The sequence below is a fragment of the Streptomyces sp. NBC_01808 genome, assembly GCF_035917395.1.
Classification (GTDB): Bacteria; Actinomycetota; Actinomycetes; order Streptomycetales; family Streptomycetaceae; genus Streptomyces.
Genome location: NZ_CP109072.1, coordinates 752,122 through 777,286 on the forward strand (window position 1 = coordinate 752,122; position 25,165 = coordinate 777,286).

Sequence of the window (25,165 nt, forward strand, 5' to 3'; positions counted from 1 at the left end):
CGGCCGTCCGGTGCAGCTTCCCGCGCGGGAGGCGAAGCAGAATCGTGACGCTGGGTTCCCCGGTGGCCGAACACCCGCCGCCACGTGTCGTCATCGCGTGGGAGGATGACCCGGACAAGCGACCCCGGGACGAAGGGCGGACGGCGTGAGCGACAACCAGAACCTGCTCGCGGAGCAGCGCCGGGCCCTCATCCTGGACGAGGTCCGGCGCCGCGGCGGGGTGCGGGTGAACGAGCTGACGCGCCGGCTGAACGTCTCGGACATGACCATCAGGCGCGACCTCGACGCGCTCGCGCGCCAGGGGGTCGTGGAGAAGGTGCACGGCGGCGCGGTGCCGCTGGCCGAGGCGAGCACGCACGAGCCGGGCTTCGAGGCCAAGTCCTCCCGGGAGACGGGCGCGAAGGAGGAGATCGCCCGCGCGGCGGCGCAGATGGTGGCGCCGGGCGCGGCCATCGCGCTCTCCGGCGGGACGACGACGTTCGCGCTGGCGCGGCATCTGGTGGAGGTCCCGGACCTGACGGTGGTGACCAACTCGGTGCGCGTGGCCGACGTGTTCTACGCGGCGCAGCAGCCGGGGGCGCGCGGCGCGACGGTGGTGCTGACGGGCGGGGTGCGGACGCCGTCGGACTCGCTGGTCGGCCCGGTCACGGACCAGGCGATCCGCACGCTCCACTTCGACGTGCTGTTCATCGGTGTGCACGGGATATCGGTGCAGGCGGGCCTCTCGACGCCGAACCTGGCGGAGGCGGAGACGAACCGGCATCTGGTGCGGGCGGCGCGGCGCGTCGTGGTGGTCGCGGACCACACCAAGTGGGGCACGGTGGGCCTGAGTTCGTTCGCCTCGCTGGACGCGGTGGACGCGCTGGTGACGGACCCGGGGGTGCGTCCCGAGGCGCGGGCGGAGATGGCGGAGCACCTGCCGGAGGTCGTGGTCGCGGGCGAGCCGCAGGAGCAGGCGGAGGACTGAGCGGGCGGGGCGTCGCGCGTTCCTCAGCAGGTCCAGCGGCCGGTGGCGAGGAAGGCGTCGAGGTGCGCGGCGTACGGGCCGATGTCGAGGCCCTGCTCGGCGAGCCAGTCGTCGGAGTAGTACTTGTCGAGGTAGCGGTCGCCCGGGTCGCAGATCAGGGTGACGACGCTGCCCTTGCCGCCCTCCGCGACCATCTCCCCGACGATCCGCAGCGCGCTCCACAGCCCGGTGCCCGTCGAGCCGCCCGCGCGGCGGCCGATGGCCCGCTCCAGGGCGCGTACGGCGGCGACGGTGGCCGCGTCGGGGACCTTCATCATCCGGTCGATGGCCGCGGGCAGGAAGCTGGGCTCCATGCGGGGGCGGCCGATGCCCTCGATGCGTGAGCCGCGGTCGACGGTGACGTCGGGGTCGCCGCTCTCCCAGCCGGCGAAGAAGCAGGAGTTCTCCGGGTCGGCGACGCAGACGCGGGTGTCGTACTGGAGGTAGCGCACGTAGCGGGCGATGGTGGCCGACGTTCCGCCGGTGCCCGCGGTGGCGACGATCCAGGCGGGCTCGGGGAAGCGCTCCAGCCGGAGCTGGGTGTAGATCGACTCGGCGATGTTGTTGTTGCCGCGCCAGTCCGTCGCCCGCTCGGCGTAGGTGAACTGGTCCATGTAGTGGCCGCCGGTCTCCTCAGCGAGCCGGGCGGACACCTCGTACACCGTCCGCGGGTCGTCCACCAGATGGCAGGTGCCGCCGTGGAACTCGATGAGGCGGGTCTTCTCGCTGCTGGTGCTGCGCGGCATCACGGCGATGAAGGGGACGCCGATGAGGTCGGCGAAGTACGCCTCGGAGACGGCGGTGGAACCGGAGGACGCCTCGATGACGGGCTTGCCGGGGCGGATCCAGCCGTTGCAGAGGCCGTAGAGGAAGAGGGAGCGCGCGAGGCGGTGCTTGAGACTGCCGGTGGGATGGGTGGACTCGTCCTTGAGATACAGGTCGATGCCCCAGCGCTCGGGCAGCGGGAAGCGGAGCAGATGGGTGTCGGCGGTGCGGTTGGCGTCGGCCTGCACCTTGCGCACGGCCTCCTTGAGCCAGGCGCGGGCGGCGGGGTCGCTGCGGTCGACGTCGAGGGTGGGGAGGGCGCCGCCGGGCGCGGCGGCCGGGGGCTGTGCGCTGGCGGTCACCACCCGATCATATGCGGGGCCTCTGGCCACCTCGGCCGGTCGTGGGCACACTGGCAGGAGTGCTGGTGCCGCCTCCTTGTCGCGGGGCGGTGCCGCCCATGCGCGCTCATCGCTCCAGGGGGAGCGCTGTGGGGGAGCCGAGGAGGGTCGGCGTGGCGGAGACGGAGTACACGGCCCGCGGGGTACGGATAGGGCGCTGGTTGCGCTCGCTGACCCGGGCGGGACAGGTGCATATCAAGGACGGCCGGCTGGAGTTGCTGACCAGCTACGGCACCCAGATCGACAGCGCCCCGGTCGAGGAGGTGCGCGCGGCCCGCCCGTGGTTCGGCCGCGGCGACCGGGCGGTGGCGTCGGTCAACGGCAGGCAGTACGTCCTGACGCTGACGGGCGAGCGGGGCAGGCACGAGGAGTCGGGCGAGAAGGCGGCGGGCCGCTTCCTCGAAGCGGTACGCACCGCCCGCGGCACGGCGGACCACTTCGGCTGACGTGGCGGACGGCCCGTCCCGCTCCCCGAGGAGCCGGACGGGCCGGTCGCCGCGTGCCTGCGCCGGTCACTCCGTGGCTATCGCGCCCAGGACGTCCAGCTTGGCTGCCCGGCGGGACGGGCGCCAGGCTGCGAGCGCGCCTGCGGTGAGGCCGACCAGGGCGACGATCGCCAGCTGCAGTGGCGGCACCGTGAACACCCCGTCGCCGGAGGAGTCCGTGGCCTTCGTCATGGCCCAGCCGAGGAACGCGCCGAGCGTCAGGCCGCCCGCCGTGCCGAAGGCGGCGACGAGTACCGACTCCCAGCGGACCATCGCGCGGAGCTGCGCCCTGGTCTGGCCGACCGCGCGGAGCAGGCCCAGTTCGCGGGTCCGCTCGTGCACGGCGAGGGTCAGGGTGTTGGCGATGCCCAGCAGCGCGATGAGCACGGCGAGCGCCAGCAGCGCGTACACCAGCGTCAGCATCATGTCGACGCCCGCCGCCGAGGACTCGGCGAACTCGTCGCGCGTCTGCACCTCCGGGTTGCCGTACCGCTCGGCGACTTTCTCCACCGCCGCCTTGCCGTCCGCCTCGGCCACCCCGTCCCTGAAGGCGACCGCGACCAGCGAGTCGGAGTCCTGCATCCGGTGCGGCTCCCACGCCTCGCGGGTGAGGACGTAGTCCCCGGCCAGGTCCGCCTGGTCGTAGACGGCCCGGACGGTGAACGGCTGCTTCTCGCCGTCGGTGAAGGTGAACCGCGCGGTGCTGCCGACCTGCCAGCCGTGGTCGTCCGCCTCGCTCCTGGAGACCGCGACCCCGTCCGCGCCCAGGCCCGTCAGGCTGCCCTGGACCGTGCCGAGGTCCAGCACGTCGCCCATCCGCCCGGGATCCGTGACCGTCAGCGCCCGGCCCCCACCGTCGACCCGGGCCACTCCGCTGCCCAGGCCGAGCGCGTGCTCCACCTCCGGCAGCTCCGCCACCGCCGGGGCGACCTTCGGGCTCAGCGCGCCGCTCTCCGGCCCGAACGCCGGTACCCGCACCGCCACGTCGCCGGCGAAGGCGCGTGAGACGGTCTGGTCCATCGTCGACTTCAGCGAGGCGCCGAAGACCGTGAACAGCGACACCACGGCGACGCCGATCATCAGCGCGGTCGCCGTCGCCGCGGTGCGCTTCGGGCTGCGCAGCGCGTTGCGGCGGGCCAGGCGGCCGTTCATGCGGCGCAGCGGGGCGCCGAGGATCCGTACGGCGTACGAGGACGCCACCGGACCCAGCACCACGAACGCGGCGAGCGTGACGACCGCGCCGAGGACCGTCAGCATCACCGACGGGCCGGAGGACGCCCCGTACACCGTCAGCACGGCGCCCGCGGCGGTGAGCACGCCGCCGACGAGGGCACGTACCCGGGAGGAGCCCGAGTCGTCCACGGCCGTCTCGCGCAGCGCCGCCAGCGGCGACGTGCGGCCGGCGCGGACGGCGGGCGCCAGAGCCGAGGCCAGGCAGACCACGACGCCGGTGGCGAACGGCAGCGCGAGCGACATCCCGCTGATCACCAGGTCGCCGTCGGGGAACGGGAATCCGACCGCCGGGAAGAGCGCCTGGAGCCCGGCCGCGATCCCCACGCCGCCGGCGAGCCCGACGAGCGAGGCGAGCACGGCGACGACCAGGGCCTCGGCCATGGTCTGGCCGACGACCTGGCGCCGGGTGGCGCCGAGCGCCCGCAGCAGGGCGTTGTCGCGGGTGCGCTGGGCGACGACGATCGCGAAGGTGTTGTAGATGCTGAACGTCGCGACCAGCATGGCCACGCCCGCGAAGCCGAGGAGTCCCGCGGTGAAGCCGCTGAGGAACTGGCCCGCGATCTGGTCCTGGTTCTCCTCGGTGACCTCCTGCCCGGTGACGGCCTCGATGCCGTCGGGCAGCGCCGGGGACAGGGCCTCGACCAGCCCGGCCTGGCTCTCCCCCGCATCCGCGCGGACCTGGATGCTGGTGGCCCTGCCGGGCTCGGCGGTCAGGTACTTCTCCGCGTCGGCCCGGGTCAGCGCCGTGAAGCTGGTCTGGCCCATGCCGTCCTCGCCGCCGAAGGCGGAGATGCCGACGATCGTCACCTTGAGCGGGTCGGGGGTGCGCACGGTCGTGGTGTCGCCGATGCCCAGACCGGCGTCCTTCGCGGCACCCCGGTTGATCACCGCCTCACCGGAGCGCTCGGGCGCGCGGCCCTCGTCGATCTGGTACGAGTTCAGCTCCTCGTCGGCGATCCAGTTGCCGGCCAGGGTCGGAGGGCCCCCGCCGCCCACCGGCTCGCCGTCCTTGTCGAGGAGTTGCCCGGGGCCCTCGATGCGGGGCTCGGCCGCGGCGACGCCCGGCATCCGCGCGATCTCGTCCGCCAGTTCCGTGGGGACGGTCCTGCGGGTGCCGAACGACTCGCCGGGGGTGGTGACCATGTCGTCGCCGCGCACCACCGCGTCCGTACCGCTGGTGGCGCGGCCGAACATGGCGTCGAAGCTGGACCTGAGGGTGTCCCCCATGACGAGGGTGCCCCCGAGGAACGCGACGCCGAGGAGCACGGCGAAGAACGTGCCGGCGAACCGCCGCTTGTGCGTGCGCAGTCCGGCCATGCTCAGCCGCAGCGACGCGCGGGTGCCGCTCATGACGGGCTCTTCCTCTCCGCGGTGGTGTCCAGGGAACGTGCCGTACGGGGGGTCTCGCCCACGAAGCGCTGCATGCGGTCCAGTACGCGGTCCGCGGTGGGCGCGGCCATGCGGTCGACGAGCCGGCCGTCGGCGAGGAAGACCACCTCGTCGGCGTAGGCCGCGGCGACCGGGTCGTGGGTGACCATGACGACGGTGCGGCCCAGCTCGCGCACGGTGTCGGCGAGCAGGCCCAGGACCTCGGCGCCGGAGCGCGAGTCGAGGTTGCCGGTGGGCTCGTCGGCGAAGACGACGTCGGGGCGCCCGGCGAAGGCGCGGGCCACGGCGACGCGCTGCTGCTGGCCGCCGGACAACTCGGCGGGCCGGTGGTGCAGCCGGTCGCGCAGGCCGACCACGTCGATGAGCGAGTCGATCCACGCGGGGTCGCCGCGGCGGCCCGCGAGGTCCATCGGCAGCGTGATGTTCTCCGCGACGGTCAGCGTCGGCAGCAGGTTGAACGCCTGGAAGACGAAGCCGATCCGGTCGCGGCGCAGCATCGTCAGCCGCTTGTCGTCGAGCGCGCCCAGCTCGGTGTCGCCGATGAAGGCGGCCCCGGCGGTGAGCGTGTCGAGGCCGGCCGCGCAGTGCATCAGCGTGGACTTCCCGGACCCCGAGGGGCCCATGATGGCCGTGAACCGACCGGCCGGGAAGGCGACACCGACGCCGTCGAGCGCCCGGACCTCGGTGTCGCCACTGCCGTAGACCTTGACCGCGTCGACGACGCGGGCGGCCGCGCCGGTGCGTACGGGGGTGGTGGTCGCGGATGTCATGCCGCACCGCCCTTGCCCTCGCCGCGGCGGCCGAACTCCTCGTTCAGCACGGACAGCCGGCGCCAGTACTCGTCCTCGTCGATCTCACCGGCCGCGAAGCGCCGGCCGAGGACCGCGATCGGCGACTGCTCGCCGTAGCCGGGGCCGCCGGGACCGCCCGGTCCGACGGGGCCGCCGCGGAACCGCTGCCAGGGGGCGCCGCGGCCGCGCCAGACGACGCGGCGGACGAAGAAGAACAGGCCGCCCAGGACCAGTGCCCACATGAGCGGGAAGAGCAGGATCCAGGGGCCGGGTCCGCCGTCGTTCCAGTGCGCCAGGGTGTTCATCGTTCTCAACTCCTCAATGGTTTCTGTGGTGCCGACACCATCGAGACTCCCGCCGGGAGGGGGTCCGGGTCGTCGTACGGCCAGCGGCACCTGGCCTGCTCCCGGCGGAGTATTCGGGCGGTCTCCGGCTGCTTCCGGCCGCCGTTGGCGGGGGGCGTGAGCTGGTTCGTACGCCGGCGGCCGTCACCGTGCGTGACTTATTCACACGGGGCGCGCCCGGAGCACGTGCATATGCACCCTCCACACGCTGCCGCGCGCCCCCCTGGTAGCGCTTCCATGGAACGGACACGGGGCACGGACGGAACAAAGGAGAGCAGACCGTGGCCACCGAAACCGACACGAGTGCGGTCGTGTCCGAGCTCGCCGAGATCCGGCGCTCCCTCGACGTGGGCCTGGCCCGCATCGACGGACGGCTCGCACTGCTGTCGCAGCGCAGTCAGCAGATGGAGCGTGAGATCGACGAGCTGACGGCACGCGTCACCTCGCTGGAGCACTCGCGCTGGCCACTGCCGTCGATCGCCGCGCTGACCGGCGCGGCGGCGATGGTACTGGCGTTATGGCAGGCCCTGGGCCGCTGAGCGGCGTACACGGCCGGCGAGCACCGGCCGCCGGTCCCCGCAGTGGCGGGGCCGGCGGGCGGGTGCGCGCGGGTCGCCCGACCCGCGCGGTCGGGGCTCGGGGATCAGGCGCCGAGGCGGAGGTGATGGAGCATCAGCAGCGCCGCGGCCATGTTCGCGGCGGGCACCTCCCCGCGGCCGACCATGTCGGGGACCCCCTTCAGGGGCACCCACTCGCGTCTGTCGGACTCGAAGTCGTCCTCGGGGTCGCCGATCTGCACCGCCTCCGTGGCGTAGTACATGAGGTGCCGGGCGTCCGTCAGGCCGTTGGACGGCTCGACGGTCATCAGGTGCGTGAGCGGGCCGGGCCGCCAGCCGGTCTCCTCCTCCATCTCGCGGGCGGCGGCGGTCTCGGGGTCCTCCCCGTCCTCCACCACCCCGGCGGCCAGCTCCCATCCGTAGACGTCGGTGATGAAACGGTGCCGCCAGAGCAGCAGCACCTCGTTCGCCTCGTTGACCGCGGTCGCCACGGCGACGGGTCGCAGGCGGATCAGGTAGTGATCAAGGTGGCGCCCGTCCGGGAGTTCCACGTCGGCCAGGTTGACGCGGAACCAGCGGTTTTCGTACACGGTGTGCTCCCTGAGATTCCTCCATCGCACGTAGTCCCCCTTGTCGCCGTCCAGTGGCGGTGGCGGCCCCCGCCTCAGAGCGGAACGCGCAACGCTGCGTCGATCAGCTCCGCCGCCTCGGCGGTCCCCCCTCCGCCGGTCTCGGTCAGATGGCGACGGACCGCGCGCAACCTGTCCCGCAGCCGCTGCGACTCCATCCCTCTGGCCGCTCTTGCCATTTCCAGCGCCGCCTGCGCCGCCTCCTCGGCGTCCCCCTGACGCAGTTCGACGTGGCTCAGAATCGCCAGCCGGTGCACCCGGCCCCGGTCGTGGGCCGGCCGGTGCACGGCGGTCGCCGCCTGTTCGCGGGCGGCGCGCAGGTCCCCGATGCGTAAGAGCGCCTCGGCGACCTGCACGTTGACCAGACCCGGCTGGACGTAGTCCGTCTCGGCCGGCTCCTGGCGTGCGCTGATCCGCCCGGCGGCGGACTCGGCGCGACGGATGCAGTCCAGGGTGCCCGAGCGGTCGCCGAGGAAGGCGTACGCCTTGGCCTGCATCGCGTACAGATCGGCCGCCAGGGCGGGGCTGACGTCCTGGTCGGCGGCCCGCAGCGCGGCCTCCGCGAACGCGACCGCCTGGCGGTACTCCCTGAGGAACAGCGACTGGTTGACGAGCATGGCGATGACGTACGCGCCGAAGCCCCGGTCCCCGCTGGCCTTGGCCAGCCGCAGCGCCTGGTGGAAGTAGCGCTGGGAGAGGCCGAGGGCGTCCGAGTCGTACGCGCAGATGCCCGCGACGGCGACGAGGCCCCCGGTGGCCCGGTGCAGCCGGCGGCCGACATCGTCGCCGTACGACCCGCGGAGCAGCGGCGCCGCCTCGGAGTTGAGGAAGCGCACGACGCGGGCGCGGGTCGCCATGCCGCCGGCCTTGCGGTACATCTGCTCGTAGTGGGCGCGGGCGGCCTGGAGGGTGGTGACGTCGGCCTCGCTGACGTGCACGGGTCCGGTGCGGGAGACGTCGCCGTCCTCGGGCGGGTTCTCCCACTCCCACACCGGGATGACGGCGGGGGTGCCGGTGAGCGCGCGGGCGCTGACGACGTGCGGCTGCTGCTGCTCGTCGGAGCGCCACAGTGCGGTGGCGCGCTCGACGAAGCGGGCGAGCGGTGCGGCGGCCGAGGGGCCGCCGGCGGCGCCGAAGCCGATGTCGTCCAACGTGACCGGGCGGTCGAGCCGTTCGGCCAGCACTTCGCAGATGACGTCGGGCACCTGGCCGCGTGGTCGCTGGCCCTTGAGCCAGCGGGCCACGGCGGTGTGCTCGTAGCGCAGCCGCAGTCCGCGGGCCGCGCCGGCCCGGTTGACGTGCGCGGCAAGCCCGGCGTGGGAGATCCCGGCTTCGTCGAGTGCCGCGTCGAGCAGGGTGTTGGGCTCCATGTGCCCTCCTGCGAGCAGGGTGTTCGCCAGCGTAACCGAGGGACTTTCACACGGGGTGTGAAGTGCGCGCCCGCAGTCGTGGCCTGTGCGCCCTCCCGGTGGCCACGGGTGGCGAGTTGACTGTGCGGCATCGGGTCCGCTCGCTTCCCCGCAGCCTGGCGGCGGTTCCGTAGCCGCCCCGCCCGGCCGTGCCGGACCCGGCACCCGGCCGGCCGGGCGGGCGGCAACCCCCCACCGGCGCGGGCGCCGGGGACCGGACGGCGGTCCGGCCCGCGGCAGCCCGCGACCGGGGTGGCGGGTCCGTACGGCCGCTCAGCCGACGACGCGCAGCCAGATCCCCGTGCAGTGCCGCAGGGCGGACACCTGTACCTGCTCCAGCAGGACCCGGGTGCCGCCGGGGCGGTCGAAGAGCCGGACGCCGTCGCCGAGGAACACCGGCGCGGTGAAGACCAGGACCTCGTCCAGCAGGCCCGCCTCGATGCACTGGCGGGCGACGTCGGCGCCGATGACGTTCACATAGCCGTCGCCGGCGGCGGCCTTGGCGGCGGTGACGGCGGTGTCGAGGTCCGCGCCGAAGGTGACGCCCGGGACGGGCTCGGCCGGCGGGTGGTGGGTGAGCACGAACTGCTGCCCCTCCCAGCCGCCGCCGAACGCCTCGCCCTCGTTCTCCGTGCCGCGGTGCGGGTCGTCGCCGGAGAAGCTGCGCGCGCCCGAGAGGATCGAGCCGACCCGCGGGACGAGCCCGTCGACCGTGGGGTTGTCCCCGAGGTGGTCGGCGAGCCAGGACATGTCGCCGCCCGGTCCCGCGATGAATCCGTCGAGCGACATGGTCGCCGAGTACAGCAGCTTCGCCATGGGGCGCCTTTCCTTCGTTCTCCTGGGGTGGCCCGCAGACCTTGGCCTCTGGAAGGTGTGACCGGGGGCGGGCCCGGAAGTCATCGGTCCGCGGCCGTGGATCCGGAACACCGTCTGCCGGGGGGCGGCCCGGGGGTGCCCGGTGCCGCCGGGTAGGGTCGGAGCGTATGACGGCGGAGATGCCCACTGAACCATCGGCCGTGGCCGGTGACCTGACCATTCGTCTGCGTCCCGTGCGTGAGGACGATCTGGCGATGTTTCGCCGGTTCGCCGTCGAGCCGGGTCTCGTCGGCCTGGACTGGGCCGGGTTCCGCGACGCGGCCGCCCCGGCCAGGCGGTTCGCCGCGGACGGCTTTCTCGGCGAGGACGACAGCCGGCTGATGGTAGACGCCGGCGCCGCCGAGGGGGCCGCCGGATTCGTCGGTTACCGCAGTGGCACGTTCGGCGGACTCGGGAAGTACTGGGAGATCGGCATCGCGCTCCTGCCGGAGTGGCGCGGTCAGGGCATCGGCTGGCGGGCGCAGGCCATGTTGTGTGACTACCTGTTCCGGCACACTCCCGCGCAGCGTGTCCAAGCCGCCACGCACGCGGAGAACCTCGCCGAGCAGGCGTCGCTGAAGCGGGCAGGGTTCACCCTGGAGGGCGTCATCCGCGCCGCGGAGTTCCGGGACGGGCAGTGGCGCGACGGCCAGTTGTTCAGCCGGCTGCGCGACGACCGGTCCCCGCTCTGACCTCCCCGTGTGCCCCCGGCACGGCCGGGGATGCCGGGAGCCGGCCTACGGCTCCAGTACGCCGAGGGGGTCGTCGAGCACCGGCTGCCAGGCGAGTTCGGCGGCCCCGACCAGGCTGTTGTGGTCGAGCGTGCACTCCAGCACCGGGACGCCGCCGCTGCGCCCCCACAGGCTGCGGTCCGCCACCCGTGCGCGCAGCCGCTCGGGCGCGGCGGCCAGCAGCACCTGGTGCAGGCCGCCGAGGATGATGCGGTCGGGGTTGAGGATGTTGACGAGGCCGGCGAGGCCGAGGCCGAGGCGGTCCACGACCAGGTCGACGGCGGCGGCGACCGCCGGGTCCGCGTGCTCGTCGCGTACCAGCTCGCGGGCCTGCTGGAGCAGCGAGACCTCGGGGCCCGGCGCGCGGCCGGCGGCCGTCAGCAGCGCCAGCGGATCGGTCTCGACGTCCAGGCAGCCGCGGCTGCCGCAGTGGCAGGGCAGGCCCTCGTCGGGGTTGACGGTCAGGTGACCGACCTCCAGCGCGAGTCCGGCGCTGCCGGTGTGCAGCCGCCCGTCGAGGACGAGCGCCCCGCCGACGCCGCGGTGGCCGGTGGCGACGCACAGCAGGTGCGCGGAGCCGCGCCCCGCGCCGTGGCGGTGTTCCGCCAGGGCGGCGAGGTTGACGTCGTTGCCGGTGAACGCCCGCGGGGCGGCGGCGAACTCGATGCCGGAGGCGGTCAGGCAGTCGTGGAAGATGCGGCGTACGGGCGCGCCCGCGGGCCAGGCGAGGTGCAGCGGGTTGAGCGCTTCGCCGTCCGGTTCCGCGACCGCGGACGGCACGGCCAGGCCGGCGCCCACGCAGGTCCGCCCGGTGGCGCGCAGCAGCTTGGCGCCCTCCTCGACCACGGCGGCGAGTACGTGCGCGGGGTCGGCCGGGACCGTACCGCAGCCGGGGGCGGTGGCGACGATGCGGCCGCCGAGCCCGACGAGGGCGGCGCGGAAGCCGTCCGCGTGCACCTGCGCGGCGAGCACGACGGGGCCCCCGGGGTTGACGGACAGGCCGTGCGAGGGCCGGCCCTGGTGTCCGGCGGCGGCGGGCCGGGAGTCCACGGTGATCAGGCCCAGCGCCGCCAGCTCCGCCGCGACGGCGCCCGCGGTGGCGCGGGTCACGCCCAGTTCCGCGGTGAGCACGGCGCGGGTGGGCGCCCGGCCGGTGTGGACGAGCTCCAGCGCGGGCCCCAGCGCGCTCCGGCCTCTCTCGGGTCGCGCGGGCCTTGTACGAGTCGGCGTCACGCTTCTATTCTGTCTTTGTGCCGACGCTAAACAAAATACGGGCGGCGCTCCCCCGGTCACTGCGCGGCACCGCCGTGCCCCGCGGCCCCGCCGGAGCCCAGCTCGCCCGTCTCCGTACCGTCCTGACCGTCTTCTTCGCCCTCGACGGCTTCGTCTTCGCCGGCTGGGTCGTCCGGATCCCGGACATCAAGGACCAGACCGGCGCCTCGCCCAGCGCGCTGGGCCTTGCGCTGCTCGGCGTGTCCGCGGGCGGGGTGGCGACCATGGTGCTCACCGGCGGTCTCATCCGCCGCTACGGCGCGCACGCCGTGACCGTGGGCACGGCCGCGCTGCTGTCGGCCGGCGTGGTGCTGCCGCCGCTGACCCGCTCCGCGCTCGCGCTCGGCCTCGTCCTGGTGGTCTTCGGCGCCGCGTTCGGCTCCATCAGCGTCGCCATGAACAGCGCGGCCGTCGACCTGGTGGCCGCCCTGCGGCGGCCCGTGATGCCCAGCTTCCACGCGGCGTTCAGCCTCGGGGGGATGCTCGGCGCCGGGCTCGGCGCGCTCGTCGCGGGGCACCTCTCCCCCACCCGGCACCTGCTGCTCCTCGCGCTGCTCGGGCTCGCGGTCACCGCCTTCGCCGGGCCCGCGCTCCTCGCCCTCCCGGCCCCGAAGCGGCCGCCCGCGCCGGATGTCGCGGACAGGGCGGACGGACCGGACGCGGACGCGTCGGACGCCGAGGCGGGCCGCGGGCCGGCCCCGGCGGAGCGGCCAGCCGGGCGCACCCGGCTGCTCGTCGCCGTGCTCGGGCTGGTCGCCCTGTGCACCGCGTACGGCGAGGGGGCCATGGCCGACTGGAGCGCGCTGCACCTCAAGGAGTCCCTGGACACGGGCCCGGGACTGGCCGCCGCCGGCTACTCCGTCTTCGCCCTCGCCATGACCGCGGGGCGGCTCTCCGGCACCGCGCTGCTGCTGCGGCTCGGCCAGAACCGCGCCCTCGTCGCCGGCGGCGCCACCGCCTGCGTCGGCATGCTGCTCGGCTCCTTCTCCCCGTACGTCTGGGGCGCCCTGGCCGGCTTCGCCCTCACCGGGCTCGGCCTGGCCAACATATTCCCCATAGCCATCGGCCGCGCCGGCGAACTGGCCGGCCCGAACGGCGTCGCCGCCGCGTCCACGCTCGGCTACGGCGGCATGCTCCTCGGGCCGCCGGCGATCGGCTTCCTCGCCGACTGGTTCTCGCTGCGCGCCGCGCTGAGCACGGTGGCGCTGCTCGCCGGGGCGGCAGCGCTCATCGCGTACGCGATGCAGGCCGTGCAGAACGGCGGGCGCCCCCGCGGGACGTGAGGAGCCGGGCCCGGGAGCCGGGCCGGCCGGTCATCTGATGCCGACCGTGCGGGCGAGCACCGCCCGCTGCACCGGCAGCGCCTCGGCGTGCAGCGTGCGGCCCGCGTCGGTGACGCACACCTGCACCCCTCTGCGGTCCTCCGGGCACATGCCGCGGGTCACCAGACCGTGCTTCTCCAGCCTGCCGACGAGGCGGGACAGCGCGCTCTGGCTCAGGTGCACCCGGTCCGCCAGCTCCTGCACCCGCAGGCTCGCCCTGTCACCCGAGTTCGCCATGCCGAGGAGCACGTCCAGCACCTCGAAGTCGCTGGCCCCGATGCCGTATCGATGCAGCTCACGGTCCAACTCGCCCACCGCCCGCGCGTGCACCGCGCGGATCTCCCGCCATTGAGAAACGACCGCGCCTTCGGCGCTCCCCGTTGCCATGGCATGGCACCGTACCAGCCCGTGAGCGGGATGTGACGGCCGGTGTGCAACGGATTGAACACGGCGCTTCGGGGATAGAGTTCGGGGCATGAGGGGGCTGGAAATGCGGGGACCGAGGACGCAGAGCCAACGGGACGCCCTGACCGTCGAGATCGTGTACGCGGCCGTCACGGCGGCACTGCTGGCGGGTGCGGTGTTCCTCGCGGTCGCCGCGCCCGCGCTGTTCTTCGACGCGGTGCGCGGCGACGCAAGGGTGGGGGTGCTGACGGCCGCGAAGGCGGCCGGGGCTACGGCGTTCGTGATCCGCGTCGCGCTCGTCCTGCGCCGCTGGTGAGCAGCAGCCTGACCAGGGGCCAGAGCAGGATCAGCGCGATGACGGCGTAGAGCGTGACCGCGAACGGGGTGTTGACGAGGCCGCTCAGGCTGCCGTCGCTGAGCTGGAGCGCCCGGCGCATCTGCTGCTCGGCCGCCGGGCCGAGGATGACGCCGATGATCGCCGGCAGCACCGGCAGCCCGTAGCGCCGCATGCCGAGCCCGATCAGGCCGATCACCAGCAGGATGACCAGGTCGGCCGCCTCGCCGCTGACGGCGTACGCGCCGACCGCCGCGAAGAACAGGATGCCCGCGTAGAGGTACGGCCGCGGGATGCGCAGCAGCTTGGCCCAGACCGGCGCCAGCGGCAGGTTGATGAGCAGCAGCAGGAACATCCCGACGAACAGCGACGCGATCAGGCCCCACACGAGGTCGGGTTCGCGGTCGAAGAGCAGCGGGCCCGGCTGGATGCCGTACTGCTGGAACGCGGCCAGCATCACGGCGGCGGTCGCGGTCGTCGGCAGGCCGAGCGTGAGCATCGACACCAGCGTCCCGGCTGCGGAGGCGGACGCCGCCGACTCCGGCCCCGCGACGCCCTCGATGGCGCCCTTGCCGAACTCGTCCTTGTGCTTCGACAGCCGCTTCTCCGTCACGTACGACAGGAAGGTGGGGATCTCCGCGCCACCCGCCGGGATCGCCCCGAACGGGAACCCGATCACCGGCCCGCGCAGCCACGGCCGCCAGGTGCGCCGCACGTCGGAACGGGCCAGCCACGGCCGGCCGACGGGTATCGGGCCCTGGTTGCCCGAGCGCAGCCGGGCGGCCACCCACAGCGCCTCGCCGACCGCGAAGAGGCCGACCGCGACGATGATGACGTCGATGCCGTCGGCGAGCTGCAGCGAGCCGAACGTCAGCCGCTCCTGGCCGGTCATCTGGTCGAGTCCGACCAGGCCGATGGTCAGCCCGATGAGCAGCGAGGCGAAGCCGCGGATGCGGGAGCGGCCCAGTACGGAGGTCACCGCGATGAACGCGAGGACCATGAGGGCGAAGTAGTCCGGCGCGCCGATGTCGACCGCCAGGTCGGCGATCACCGGGGCCAGCGCGACCAGCAGGATCGTGCCGATCATGCCGCCCGCGAAGTGCCCGATCGCCGCGGCGGCCAGGGCCTGCGGGCCGCGGCCCGACTTGGCCATCGGATTGCCCTCGATGGCCGCGACCACGGCGGCGCTCTCCCCCGGTGTGTTGAGCAGGATCGAGGTGGTCGAGCCGCCGAACATGCCGCCGTAGTAGATGCCGGCGAACATGATGAGCGCGGCGGTGGGCTCGAGACCGTACGTCACGGGGAGCAGCAGGGCCACGGCCATCGCCGGGCCGATGCCGGGCAGGACGCCGATCGCGGTGCCGAGGAGGACGCCGACGGCGGCCCAGAGGAGGTGGGCGGGCGTCAGCGCGGTGCCGAAGCCGTCGATGAGAGAGGTGAAGGAGTCCATCTCACAGCACCTCCATGAGCGGTCCGCCGGGCAGCGGGACGCCCAGCAGGTTGTTGAAGACGGTGTACGTGATCACCGACAGCACGGCGGCCACGAGCGGGTCGGTGGCGAACGCCCGGCTGCCGAGCGCGTAGGCCGCGCCCCAGAACAGCAGGGCGCCGGCGATGGGGAAGCCGACCTCACCGATGAGGAAGGCGGAGGCGAGGAAGACTCCGGCGAGCAGCAGCACGGTGCGCCACTCGGAGGGCGCGTCGAGGTCGATGTCCTCGCCGCCCTCGGCCTCGCCCTTGCCGCCGCGCAGCACGTCGACGGCGAGGAGGGCGGCGACGACGAGGAGGGCGATGCCGATGACGGTGGGGACGGCCTCGGGGCCGACCGGGCCGCGCTGGGCGTAGTCGGTGTCCATGGTCAGCGCGTCGATCAGCACCAGTACGCCGAGGGCCAGCAACAGGACGCAGACGCCGAGTTCGGACTTGCCGCGCAGCAGGGCGAGCGGGCCGCCGGGAGCGGGCGTGCCGTCCGGGGCGTCCTTGCGGTCCGGCGGTTCCGTGGGAGTACGCGTCCCGTCCGCCGTCGGCTCGTTCGTCTTCGGCTCGTTCGTCTTCGGCTCGTTCGTCACAGGCCCAGCTCCTTCAGCACCGACACCACGCGCCGGTCCTGCGCGTCGAGGTAGTCGCCGAACTTCTCGCCGGTGAGGAAGGCGTCGGTCCAGCCGTTCGTCTTCAGCGACTGCCGCCACTCGTCGGTGTCGTGCAGCTTCTCGAAGAGGTGGATGAGGTTCTTGCGTTCGGTGTCGGACAGCCCGGGCGGGGCGACGAAGCCGCGCCAGTTGGTGAACGCCACGTCGATGCCCGTCTCGCGCAGCGTCGGCGCGTCCAGACCCGGGTGCCGCTCGCCGCCGGTGACCGCGAGCACCCGCAGGTCGCCCGCCTCGATCTGGTCGAGGTACTCGCCGACGCCGGAGACGCCGAAGGCGACCTTGCCGCCGAGGATCGACGCGAGCAGCTCGCCACCGCCGTCGTACGGGACGTAGTTGACCTCCTTGGGCACGATCCCGGCGGCCCGGGCCATCAGCATCGGCGCCAGGTGGTCCGGACCGCCGGGGGACGAGCCGCCGCCGACCGGGGTCTTGCCCGGGGAGGCCTTCCAGTCGGCCAGCAGGTCCTCGAAGGTCTTGTACGGGGAGTCCGCGGGGACCACGACGATGTCGGGCTCCTCGGTCACCCGCGCGATGGGGGTGGTGTCGGCGAGCGTGTGGCCGGTGGTGTTGGTACGCACCGCACCGCTGACCCCGAGCCCCATGGACATCGCGAGCTTGCCGTTGCCGTGCTCGTTGACCAGCCGGGACAGGCCCACGGTGCCGCCGGCGCCGGGGAGGTTGAAGACCTCGACGTTGCTGCCGAGGTCGGCCTCCTCGATGTTCCTGGCGATGGTCCTGGCGGTGATGTCGTAGCCGCCGCCGGGGGTGTTGGGCACCATCAGCTCCAGGCCGGGGATCCGGCTGCCGCCCGCCGCGCCGTCCCCCTCCGTGATGAGCGGCGGGCCGAGGAGCACCAGCAGCGCCGCTGCCGCGAGCGCGAACGGGGTGCGTAGAGTGGTCGGCAGACGCACGGTACGGGTCACCGCCTCTTCGTCGAGGAGCCGGCTCCGCGGAGCCGTGGATGATCACTGGGGTCCGGATGTCGCCACATGCTCCCGCCGCGGTCCCCAGGTGTCGCGCTTGTGAACGCAAGGAAACTTCTGGTCGTTCTGGTCCCGGCGCGGACCGCCCCGGAGCGCTAGCCTGACCGCCGTGATCCGGGTACTGGTGGTCGACGACGACTTCATGGTGGCCAAGCTGCACAGCCGCTACGTCGCGGCGACCGAGGGCTTCGAGGTGGCCGGCGTCGCGCACAGCGGCGCGGAGGCGCTGCGCGCCGTGGCGCGGCTGCGCCCCGACCTGGTGCTGCTCGACGTCTATCTGCCGGACATGGACGGCATCGGGGTGCTGCGGCGGCTGCGCGCGGGTGAGCACGCGGACACCGACGTCCTCGTGATCACCGCCTCCCGGGACGCCGAAACCATCCGCGGCGCGCTGCACGGCGGCGCGCTGCACTACGTGATCAAGCCGTTCAGCCAGGCCGCGCTGCAGGAGCAGTTGCGCCACTTCGCCGCCACCCGGGCCCGGCTCGACGCGCTCGACGACACCGGCGGGGTCCAGCAGGCGCACGTCGACCGGCTCTTCAGCACCCGCCCCACGGTCTCCGGCGCGCTGCCCAAGGGGCTCAACGTGCGCACCGCCGAGCTGGTGGAGCGGGTGTTGCGCGAGCACCCCGGAGGGCTCTCGGCCAGCGAGTGCGCGGAGGCGGCGGCCATCTCCCGGGTGGCCGCCCGGCGTTACCTGGAGCACTTCGCCGACTCCGGGCGGGCCGAGCTGTCGCTGAAGTACGGCGGCACGGGGCGGCCCGAGCACCGCTACCGCTGGGCCGGCTGAAGCGTACGCATACGGCCGCGCGCCGGCGCCGGAGCGCGCACGCCCGGCCCGTACGCCCGCGGGCGGCGCTGTATACGACCCGTACCCGACCCGCACGCGCGCCCCACGCGTCACTCCTTCGGGTGCTTCCCCGGGTGCCAGGGCGACGCCGGGGGTAGTGCTGACCCGGGCGCTGGACGCGAACGAACCCGGGGAGGGGCGGATGCCGCCTAAGCAGCCGTTCGAACTGCCGACCTTCTATCTGCCGTGGCCCGCGCGGCTCAACCCGCACGTCGAGCAGGCGCGGGGGCACTCGCGGGCGTGGGCGCGCGGGATGGGGATGCTGGAGGGCTCGGGCATCTGGGACACCGCCGACCTCGACGCGCACGACTACGCGCTGCTGTGCGCGTACACCCATCCCGAGTGCTCGGCGGACGTGCTGTCGCTGGTCACCGACTGGTACGTGTGGGTGTTCTTCTTCGACGACCACTTCGTGGAGGCGTTCAAGCGCGACCGCGACCGGGCCGGCGCCAAGGCGTACCTCGACCGGCTGCCCGCGTTCATGCCGCTGGAGCCTTCGGGCGCGGACGTGCCGGAGCCGCGCAACCCGGTGGAGGCGGGGCTCGCGGACCTCTGGGCGCGGACCGTGCCCGCGATGTCGGCGGGGTGGCGGCGGCGGTTCGCGCAGAGCACGGTCAACCTGCTCGACGAGTCGCTCTGGGAGCTGGCCAACATCGACGAGGGGCGGGTGGCCAACCCCGTCGAGTACGTCGAGATGCGCCGCAAGGTCGGCGGGGCGCCGTGGTCCGCGGGGCTGGTGGAGTACGCGGCGGCGGCGGAGGTGCCGGACCGGGTGGCCGCGTCCCGGCCGCTGCTGGTGCTGCGCGACACCTTCTCCGACGCCGTGCACCTGCGCAACGACCTCTTCTCGTACCAGCGCGAGGTCGAGGAGGAGGGTGAGCTGAGCAACGGCGTGCTGGTGCTGGAGACGTTCCTCGGCTGCGGTACGCAGGAGGCCGCCGAGCGCGTCAACGACCTGCTGACGTCCCGGATGCAGCAGTTCGAGCACACCGCGCTCACCGAACTGCCCCTGCTCTTCGCCGAGGAGGAGCTGACGCCGGCGGAGTGCGCGCGGGTGGTGGCGTACGCGAAGGGGATGCAGGACTGGCAGTCGGGCGGGCACGAGTGGCACCTGCGCTCCAGCCGGTACATGAACGAGGGCGCCGCCGGCCCGCCCGCCCTGCCGTACGCGCCCGCGGGGGCCGGGGTGGACGTGCGCGGGCTGCTGACGGCGACCGGGGCGACGCGGCTGCGCTCGTACGCGCACGTACCACACCGGCGGGTCGGCCCGTCGCTCGTGCCGGAGCTGCCCATGCCGTACGGGCTGCGCCTCTCGCCGCACCTCGACGGGGCCCGGCCCCGGACGGTCGACTGGGCCCGCCGGATGGGGCTGCTCGAACCGCAGCCTGGGGTGCCGGGGTCGTACATCTGGGACGCCCGGCGGCTGCGCGGCTTCGACTTCCCGCTCTGCGCCGCAGGGCTGCACCCCGACGCCGACGAGGAGGAGCTGGACCTGGCCTCGCAGTGGCTGGCCTGGGGCACGTACGGGGACGACTACTACCCGGCCGTCTTCGGCCGCTCCCGCGACCTGACCGGCGCGCGGGCCGCGAACGACCGGCTGAAGCTGTGCATGCCGCTGGGCGACGGCACCCCGGCACCGCCGCCGGCGAACCCGCTGGAACGCGGGCTGGGTGACCTGTGGCGGCGGACGTCCGGGCCGATGTCGCCGGAGCAGCGTGCGCACTTCCGGGCGGCCGTGGACGTGATGCTCGACGCCTGGCTGTGGGAGCTGTCCAACCAGGCGCAGAACCGCGTCCCCGACCCGGTCGACTACATCGAGATGCGCCGGGCGACGTTCGGCTCCGACATGACGATGTACCTGTGCCGGCTGCGCCGCGGAGACACCGTGCCGACCGAGGTGTACGCGAGCGGGCCGGTCCGCGCGCTGGAGAACTCCGCCGTCGACTACGCCTGTCTGCTCAACGACCTGTTCTCCTACCAGAAGGAGATCGAGTACGACGGCGACTTCCACAACGGCGTTCTGGTGGTGCAGAACTTCTTCGGCGTCGGCTACCCGGCGGCGGTGCGGATCGTGCACGACCTCACGGCGGGGCGGATGCGGCAGTTCGAGCACGTCCTCGAAGCCGGGCTGCCGGTGCTGTACGCGGATCTCGGGGCATCGGAGGAGGTGCGCGCGGCGGTGGCGGGGTACGTACGCGACCTGCAGAACTGGATGGCCGGCATCCTCAACTGGCACCTGCACGTGCGGCGGTACGGGGCCACGGAGCTGGCGGAGGACGCGGGCGGTCCCGGGCTGCCGGGCGGGCCGCCGGCGGGGCTCGGCACGGCGGCGGCGCGGCCGGCGGCGTGGGCCGGGGCGTGAGGGTCAGCCGAGCCAGCCGGGGCGTACCAGCCCCGACTCGTACGCCTGCACCACCAGTTGCGCCCGGTCCCGGACGCCGAGCTTGACCATGGTCCGGCTCACGTGCGTCTTGGCCGTCAGCGGGCTGACCACCAGCCGGCGGGCGATCTCCTCGTTCGACAGGCCCATGCCCACCAGCGCCATGACCTCCCGCTCGCGCTCGGTCAGCTCGTCCAGCGCCGCGGCCGCCGCGGGCTCCTTGGAGCGGGCGGCGAACTCGGAGATCAGCCGGCGGGTGACGCCCGGGGAGAGCAGCGCGTCGCCCTCGACCACGGCCCGTACCGCGCGCACCAGTTCCTCTGGCTCGGTGTCCTTGACCAGGAAGCCGGAGGCGCCGGAGCGGATCGCCTCGAAGACGTACTCGTCCAGCTCGAAGGTGGTGAGCATGACGACCTTCACGCCCGCCAGGTCCGGGTCGCCGGTGATCCGGCGGGTGGCCTCCAGGCCGTCGAGGACCGGCATGCGGAGGTCCATGAGGACGACGTCCGGGCGCTGTTCACGGACGAGGGCCACGGCCTGCTCGCCGTCTGCCGCCTCGCCGCACACCTCCACGTCCTGCTGGGCGTCGAGGAGGGCGCTGAAGCCGGCCCGTACGAGCACCTGGTCGTCGGCGAGCATCACGCGGATCACTGGCGCTCCTCTGGGGTGTGGCGACTGGGGGTCTCGCGGCCGGCGTTCACGCTATCCGCAGGGAGCGGGATGCGGGCCCGCACCCGGAAGCCGCCGTCGGCGCGGGTGGCGGCCTCGATGGTGCCGCCGAGCGCGGAGGCGCGCTCGCGCATGCCGACCAGGCCGTTGCCGCCGCCGGTGAGGCCGCTCGCGGTGGCGGGGCCGTCGTCGTCGATCCGCAGCTCCAGCTCGCCGGGGGCGTGGCGGACCAGGACGCGGGCGGTGCGCGAGCCGGAGTGGCGGACGACGTTGGTCAGCGCCTCCTGGACGATGCGGAACGCGGCCAGCTCCGTACCCGGCGGCAGCGCGGCCCGCGCACCCTCGACGGTGATGTCCACGGTGAGGCCGGCCGCGGCGGCCTGCTCCTTCAGCTCGCCGAGCCGGTCGAGGCCGGGGGCGGGCGAGCGCGGGGCGCCGCCGGGGGTGCGCAGCGCGTCGAGCACCTGGCGTACCTCGCCGAGCGCTTCCTTGCTGGCGGACTTGATGGTGGTCAGCGCCTCGCGGGCCTTCTCGGGCTGCTGGTCGAGGAGCGCGAGGCCCACGCCCGCCTGGATGTTGATGACGGAGATGCTGTGCGCCAGCACGTCGTGCAGCTCGCGGGCGATGCGCAGCCGCTCCTCGTCGGCGCGGCGGCGCTTGGCCTCCTCGCGCTCGGCCCGGGCGGCGGCCCACTGCTCGCGGCGCGTACGCATCAACTCGCCGCCCGCGACCACCGCCAGCACCCAGGCGATGACGAACAGCACCTGGCCCCAGTGGCCGCCGCCGTCGTCGCTCGGCGGCAGCCAGCGGTAGAGGACGGAGGTGTACGCGATGTGGCCGGCGAAGAGCAGCGCGAGCGCCCCCCAGACGGCGTGCCGCTCCCCCACCGAGATGGCGGCGAAGCAGGCGACGGCGGCGCTGAGGAAGATCGGCCCGTACGGGAAGCCCGTGGCCAGATAGCCGAGGCAGACGGCGACGGTTCCGAAGGCGGCGGTGCGCGGGTAGCGGTGGCGCAGCAGGAGGAGGACGGCGGCGGCGAGGAGGAAGCCGATGGCGCCGGGGAAGGGGTCGACGCGGTCGGTGGCCTGGGCGGCGCCGCGGGTGCCGATGACCATGAAGAAGGTCAGGAAGAGGGTGGAGCGCCAGGGGAGGCGGTCGCGGCTGGGCAGCCAGCGGAGCATGCCGGGCAGCGGGCGGCCGTCGTTGTCGTCGGGGCCGCCGGGGGCGTAGGGCCCGCCGAACGGGGGCCCCGGCCACCGCCGGCCGCCGGCCTCGTCGTCCCGCCCCCACCACGGGGGTCCTCCGCGTCGCATGGCTGAAACGCTAACCGGCGGCGGCGCCTGCGGGCGTCAGCCGTACGCGGACACCCGGCGTACTCCCGGTGGAGTACCTGCTCAGCGGGGGTGAGGCCGGTGGTTGCGGGGGGGGTGAGGGCCGGGGGTGCCCGGGCATGGAGCTGGCGGGGCCGGTCCTGGGGCGCTGCTGCGGGGGCTACGCGGCGGGGGTGCGCAGCCCGATACCGCGGCCCAGGTCCGCCGCGGCCCGCTCGAAGAACTCCTCGCGGGCGTGGACGACCTCGTGGAACTGGCCGAACACCTCGAAGCCGACGAGGCCGAAGAGCTGCGACCAGGCGGCGACCAGCCGCGCCATCGCCGCCGGGTGCAGCCGTACGCCCAGGCGGCGCACCAGTTGCTCGGCGTCCCGGAGCACGTCGGCGGACTCGACGGTCACGGGGTCGAGCAGCCCGGCGTCGTCGGCGTCCTCTGCGACGCCGATGAGCGCGCGGGCGACGCGGGAGGCGGGGGCGGTGGTGGTCTCGGGGGCGGCGTAGCCGGGGACCGGGGAGCCGTAGAGGAGGGCGTACTCGTGCGGGTTTGCCAGCGCCCAGCCGCGTACGGCCCGGCAGCCGGCGGTCCAGCGGGCGACGGGGTCGGCGGCGGGCGCGGCGGCGACGGCGCGCTCCGCGGCGGCGCCGACGGCGTCGTAGGCGTCGATGATCAGCGCGGTGAGGAGGTCGTCACGGCTGGGGTAGTAGCGGTAGAGCGCCGAGGAGACCATGCCCAGCTCGCGGGCGACGGCGCGCAGCGAGAGGCGGGCGGCGCCCGCGTCGGCGAGCTGGCGTCTGGCCTCGGCCTTGATGCTCTCGGCGATCTCGGTGCGGGCGCGCTCCCTGGCTCCTGTGGCCCTCGTCATGGGGGTCAGTCTGCCACCGGGAGAGCAGTGCACACAAATGAGATCGGTGCACAGAAACGAGAGCAGTGCTCTTGCTTTGGACCACCGTTCTGGTGCACACTGCTCTCCAGCGAGAGCAGTGCTCTCGATTCAGATCACCGCTCACCCCAGGAGGTCACGATGACCACGCAGCCCTACTATCTCAAGTCCGGCCCGCTGGCCGCGCGGCTCAACAAGGTGGTGGGCTGGCTCGCGCGCCACGGCCTCAGCATCATGGGCACCACGGAGCTGTCCGTACGCGGCCGCAAGTCCGGCAAAATGCTGCGCCTGCCCGTCAACCTGCACGAGCACGACGGCGAGCAGTACCTCGTCTCCGCCCGCGGCCACTCCCAGTGGGTCCGCAACATGCGCGCGGCCGGCGGCGGAGAGCTGCGCGTCGGCCGCAAGGTGCGCACGTTCACCGTCGAGGAGCTGCCGCCCGCCACCGCCGCGCCCGTGCTGCGCAGTTACCTCAAGCGCTGGGGCTGGGAGGTCAATCAGTACTTCAAGGGCGTGACGGCGAAGTCCTCCAACGAGGAGCTGCTCGCCGCCGCCCCCGACCACCCGGTCTTCCGCATCACCGAGACCCGTTGAGCGCGCTCTTCCGGTCCAGCAGCCACAGCGCCCGGTGGGCCACCGGGTGGGTGCGGACGATCTCGCCGAGCGTCGTCGACCCCTGCGTGACCTTCGTGAACATGTGCCACGCCGGCCGGAATCCGGTCAGCGCCGCGTGGAACACCCCGGGGTGCCGCTCGAAGGCCGCCAGCATCCGCCGCCCGACCGCCATCTCCACGCCGAGGCCCGCCTTCACGGCGAACGCGTAGTTGAGCGCCTGGCGCCGCGCGTCCACCGCGTCCTGGGCCTCGGCGATCCGCACCGCCCACTCCCCCGCGAGCCGGCCGGAGCGCAGCGCGTACGAGATGCCCTCCCGGGTCCACGGCTCCAGCAGTCCCGCGGCGTCGCCGCAGACGACGACCCGGCCGCGGGACAGCGGCGAGTTGTGCGCGCGGCAGCGCGTGAGGTGCCCCGACGACAGCCTCGGCTCGAAGCCCGCAAGACCGAGCCGGGCGGTGAACTCCTCCAGATAGCGCTTCGTCGCGGCGCCGTCGCCGCGGGCGGAGATCACGCCGACCGTCAGCGTGTCGCCCTTGGGGAAGACCCAGCCGTAACTCCCGGGCAGCGGGCCCCAGTCGATGAGCACCCGGCCGCGCCAGTCGTCGGCGACCTCCGGCGGCACCGGGATCTCCGCCTCCAGACCCAGGTCCACCTGCTCCAGCTCCACCCCGACATGGCTGCTGGTCCGCCCCGCGCTGCCGTCCGCGCCGACCACGGCGCGGGCCAGCACCTTCTCGCCGCCCGACAGGTGCACGGCCACCGTGCGCCGGTCCGGCACGTCGGGCCCGTGCTGCTCGACCCGCGCGACGGTCACGCCGGTACGCAGCCGCGCCCCCGCGCCCTGCGCGGCCTCGGCGAGCCGGGCGTCCAGCTCGGCGCGGTTGACGAGCCCGAACAGGGTGCGGCGGGAGCGGCGCGTGCGGCCGAGCCGGCCTCGCATGGTGAACGTCACGGCGTTGACGCGGTCGCGCAGCGGCAGTTCGACTCCGTCGGGGAGCGCCTCGCGGGACAGCCCGATGATGCCGCCGCCGCAGGTCTTGTAGCGGGGCAGTTCCGAGCGTTCCAGGAGCAGGACGCTGCGGCCCTGTCGGGCGGCGGCGTACGCCGCGGAGGCACCGGCGGGACCGGCGCCGATCACCACGACGTCCCAGACCTTCGGCTCCCCGCCGGCTTCCCCGCCGGCCTCGGCATCGGCCGCCGCCCCGGGCGCCACCGGCGGCGTCTTCGCGGGCCCTTCGTCCGGCGCCGCCTCCCCGGCCGCGTCCCGTGCGTCGCCCGGCGAGCGGCCGTCCGCCGCTTCGCCCGCTTCGTTGCCCGCCTCGTTCTCGCTGGTCACGTTCGCTCTCTGCTCCTGTTTCCGGCCTCCCCCACCCGGGGGC

25 protein-coding genes are annotated in these 25,165 nt (G+C 74.0%); 9 read left to right on the forward strand and 16 right to left on the reverse strand.

Annotation, left to right across the window (positions count from 1 at the left end):
* Positions 1-145: 145 nt before the first annotated feature.
* Positions 146-967: a DeoR/GlpR family DNA-binding transcription regulator gene (locus tag OG946_RS02920; RefSeq protein WP_326794590.1), complete on the forward strand. Its 822-nt coding sequence runs from the start codon at positions 146-148 to the stop codon at positions 965-967.
* A 23-nt stretch (positions 968-990) separates the two neighbouring features.
* Here OG946_RS02920 and OG946_RS02925 read toward each other — a convergent pair whose 3' ends face one another.
* Positions 991-2,133: a PLP-dependent cysteine synthase family protein gene (locus tag OG946_RS02925; RefSeq protein ID WP_326794591.1), complete on the reverse strand. Its 1,143-nt coding sequence runs from the start codon at positions 2,131-2,133 to the stop codon at positions 991-993.
* 152 nt (positions 2,134-2,285) lie between these two features.
* Here OG946_RS02925 and OG946_RS02930 point away from each other — a divergent pair, with 152 nt between their 5' ends.
* A complete protein-coding gene (locus OG946_RS02930) occupies positions 2,286-2,618 on the forward strand; it encodes a hypothetical protein (RefSeq protein WP_326794592.1) in 333 nt (110 codons plus the stop codon).
* A gap of 66 nt (positions 2,619-2,684) precedes the next feature.
* On the opposite strand, the gene OG946_RS02935 is transcribed toward OG946_RS02930, so the two are convergent.
* From OG946_RS02935 to OG946_RS02945, 3 genes are read right to left on the reverse strand one after another with little or no spacing between them, the layout of a single operon-like run.
* Positions 2,685-5,240, reverse strand: coding sequence for an ABC transporter permease (locus OG946_RS02935; RefSeq protein ID WP_326794593.1), 2,556 nt, complete (start codon positions 5,238-5,240; stop codon positions 2,685-2,687).
* The gene (locus OG946_RS02940; protein WP_326794594.1) at positions 5,237-6,049 is read right to left on the reverse strand and encodes an ABC transporter ATP-binding protein; all 813 of its coding nucleotides are present in this window, start codon (positions 6,047-6,049) and stop codon (positions 5,237-5,239) included. Before OG946_RS02940 ends, OG946_RS02935 begins: the two co-directional genes overlap by 4 nt.
* On the reverse strand, positions 6,046-6,375 hold the full coding sequence (locus tag OG946_RS02945; RefSeq protein ID WP_326794595.1) for an SHOCT domain-containing protein: 330 nt from the start codon (positions 6,373-6,375) through the stop codon (positions 6,046-6,048). Before OG946_RS02945 ends, OG946_RS02940 begins: the two co-directional genes overlap by 4 nt.
* A 320-nt stretch (positions 6,376-6,695) precedes the next feature.
* Between OG946_RS02945 and OG946_RS02950 the strand changes: the two genes are divergently transcribed.
* Positions 6,696-6,953, forward strand: a complete 258-nt coding sequence (locus tag OG946_RS02950) for a hypothetical protein (RefSeq protein WP_326794596.1) — start codon at positions 6,696-6,698, stop codon at positions 6,951-6,953.
* Positions 6,954-7,057: 104 nt separating this feature from the next.
* On the opposite strand, the gene OG946_RS02955 is transcribed toward OG946_RS02950, so the two are convergent.
* The 3 genes from OG946_RS02955 to OG946_RS02965 form a co-directional block, all read right to left on the reverse strand.
* Positions 7,058-7,591, reverse strand: coding sequence for an NUDIX hydrolase (locus OG946_RS02955; RefSeq protein ID WP_326794597.1), 534 nt, complete (start codon positions 7,589-7,591; stop codon positions 7,058-7,060).
* 44 nt (positions 7,592-7,635) lie between these two features.
* Positions 7,636-8,970, reverse strand: a complete 1,335-nt coding sequence (locus tag OG946_RS02960) for a transcriptional regulator (RefSeq protein ID WP_326794598.1) — start codon at positions 8,968-8,970, stop codon at positions 7,636-7,638.
* Between the two features lie 312 nt (positions 8,971-9,282).
* Positions 9,283-9,825, reverse strand: coding sequence for a dihydrofolate reductase family protein (locus OG946_RS02965; RefSeq protein ID WP_326794599.1), 543 nt, complete (start codon positions 9,823-9,825; stop codon positions 9,283-9,285).
* Positions 9,826-10,004: 179 nt separating this feature from the next.
* On the opposite strand from OG946_RS02965, the gene OG946_RS02970 reads away from it, so the two are divergent.
* Complete coding sequence (locus OG946_RS02970) at positions 10,005-10,556, forward strand: GNAT family N-acetyltransferase (RefSeq protein ID WP_326794600.1); 552 nt, start codon at positions 10,005-10,007, stop codon at positions 10,554-10,556.
* A gap of 45 nt (positions 10,557-10,601) precedes the next feature.
* Here the strand turns inward: OG946_RS02970 and OG946_RS02975 are convergent, their stop codons facing one another.
* Positions 10,602-11,828, reverse strand: coding sequence for an ROK family protein (locus OG946_RS02975; protein ID WP_326794601.1), 1,227 nt, complete (start codon positions 11,826-11,828; stop codon positions 10,602-10,604).
* A gap of 17 nt (positions 11,829-11,845) precedes the next feature.
* On the opposite strand from OG946_RS02975, the gene OG946_RS02980 reads away from it, so the two are divergent.
* On the forward strand, positions 11,846-13,150 hold the full coding sequence (locus OG946_RS02980; protein ID WP_442814257.1) for an MFS transporter: 1,305 nt from the start codon (positions 11,846-11,848) through the stop codon (positions 13,148-13,150).
* Positions 13,151-13,180: 30 nt separating this feature from the next.
* Here the strand turns inward: OG946_RS02980 and OG946_RS02985 are convergent, their stop codons facing one another.
* Positions 13,181-13,576, reverse strand: a complete 396-nt coding sequence (locus OG946_RS02985) for a MarR family winged helix-turn-helix transcriptional regulator (RefSeq protein ID WP_047014490.1) — start codon at positions 13,574-13,576, stop codon at positions 13,181-13,183.
* A gap of 88 nt (positions 13,577-13,664) precedes the next feature.
* Between OG946_RS02985 and OG946_RS02990 the strand changes: the two genes are divergently transcribed.
* Positions 13,665-13,910: a DUF6332 family protein gene (locus OG946_RS02990; protein WP_326794602.1), complete on the forward strand. Its 246-nt coding sequence runs from the start codon at positions 13,665-13,667 to the stop codon at positions 13,908-13,910.
* Here the strand turns inward: OG946_RS02990 and OG946_RS02995 are convergent.
* From OG946_RS02995 to OG946_RS03005, 3 genes are read right to left on the reverse strand one after another with little or no spacing between them, the layout of a single operon-like run.
* Positions 13,864-15,378, reverse strand: a complete 1,515-nt coding sequence (locus OG946_RS02995; RefSeq protein WP_326794603.1) for a tripartite tricarboxylate transporter permease — start codon at positions 15,376-15,378, stop codon at positions 13,864-13,866. The genes OG946_RS02990 and OG946_RS02995 overlap by 47 nt on opposite strands.
* Position 15,379: 1 nt before the next feature.
* Positions 15,380-15,997: a tripartite tricarboxylate transporter TctB family protein gene (locus tag OG946_RS03000; protein WP_326794604.1), complete on the reverse strand. Its 618-nt coding sequence runs from the start codon at positions 15,995-15,997 to the stop codon at positions 15,380-15,382.
* Positions 15,994-16,989, reverse strand: coding sequence for a Bug family tripartite tricarboxylate transporter substrate binding protein (locus tag OG946_RS03005; RefSeq protein ID WP_326800126.1), 996 nt, complete (start codon positions 16,987-16,989; stop codon positions 15,994-15,996). The genes OG946_RS03000 and OG946_RS03005 overlap by 4 nt, the downstream gene beginning before the upstream one ends.
* Before the next feature lie 181 nt (positions 16,990-17,170).
* Here OG946_RS03005 and OG946_RS03010 point away from each other — a divergent pair, with 181 nt between their 5' ends.
* Both OG946_RS03010 and OG946_RS03015 read left to right on the forward strand, forming a co-directional pair.
* Positions 17,171-17,851 carry a response regulator gene (locus OG946_RS03010; RefSeq protein WP_326794605.1) on the forward strand — a complete coding sequence of 227 codons (681 nt, stop codon included), beginning with the start codon at positions 17,171-17,173 and terminating at the stop codon, positions 17,849-17,851.
* A gap of 202 nt (positions 17,852-18,053) precedes the next feature.
* On the forward strand, positions 18,054-20,273 hold the full coding sequence (locus OG946_RS03015; RefSeq protein ID WP_326794606.1) for a terpene synthase family protein: 2,220 nt from the start codon (positions 18,054-18,056) through the stop codon (positions 20,271-20,273).
* A gap of 3 nt (positions 20,274-20,276) precedes the next feature.
* Here OG946_RS03015 and OG946_RS03020 read toward each other — a convergent pair whose 3' ends face one another.
* The 3 genes from OG946_RS03020 to OG946_RS03030 all read right to left on the reverse strand — a co-directional run bounded on the left by OG946_RS03020 (position 20,277) and on the right by OG946_RS03030 (position 23,153).
* Positions 20,277-20,942, reverse strand: a complete 666-nt coding sequence (locus tag OG946_RS03020) for a response regulator transcription factor (RefSeq protein WP_326794607.1) — start codon at positions 20,940-20,942, stop codon at positions 20,277-20,279.
* Entirely contained in the window at positions 20,939-22,273 is a 1,335-nt protein-coding gene (locus OG946_RS03025; RefSeq protein WP_326794608.1) for a sensor histidine kinase, read from the reverse strand. The genes OG946_RS03020 and OG946_RS03025 overlap by 4 nt, the downstream gene beginning before the upstream one ends.
* Before the next feature lie 178 nt (positions 22,274-22,451).
* Positions 22,452-23,153 carry a TetR/AcrR family transcriptional regulator gene (locus tag OG946_RS03030; RefSeq protein WP_326794609.1) on the reverse strand — a complete coding sequence of 234 codons (702 nt, stop codon included), beginning with the start codon at positions 23,151-23,153 and terminating at the stop codon, positions 22,452-22,454.
* Between the two features lie 159 nt (positions 23,154-23,312).
* Here OG946_RS03030 and OG946_RS03035 point away from each other — a divergent pair, with 159 nt between their 5' ends.
* A complete protein-coding gene (locus tag OG946_RS03035; protein WP_326794610.1) occupies positions 23,313-23,765 on the forward strand; it encodes a nitroreductase family deazaflavin-dependent oxidoreductase in 453 nt (150 codons plus the stop codon).
* Here the strand turns inward: OG946_RS03035 and OG946_RS03040 are convergent.
* Positions 23,749-25,122, reverse strand: coding sequence for a geranylgeranyl reductase family protein (locus tag OG946_RS03040; protein ID WP_326794611.1), 1,374 nt, complete (start codon positions 25,120-25,122; stop codon positions 23,749-23,751). The two genes, OG946_RS03035 and OG946_RS03040, sit on opposite strands and share 17 nt — an antisense overlap.
* Positions 25,123-25,165 lie beyond the last annotated feature (43 nt).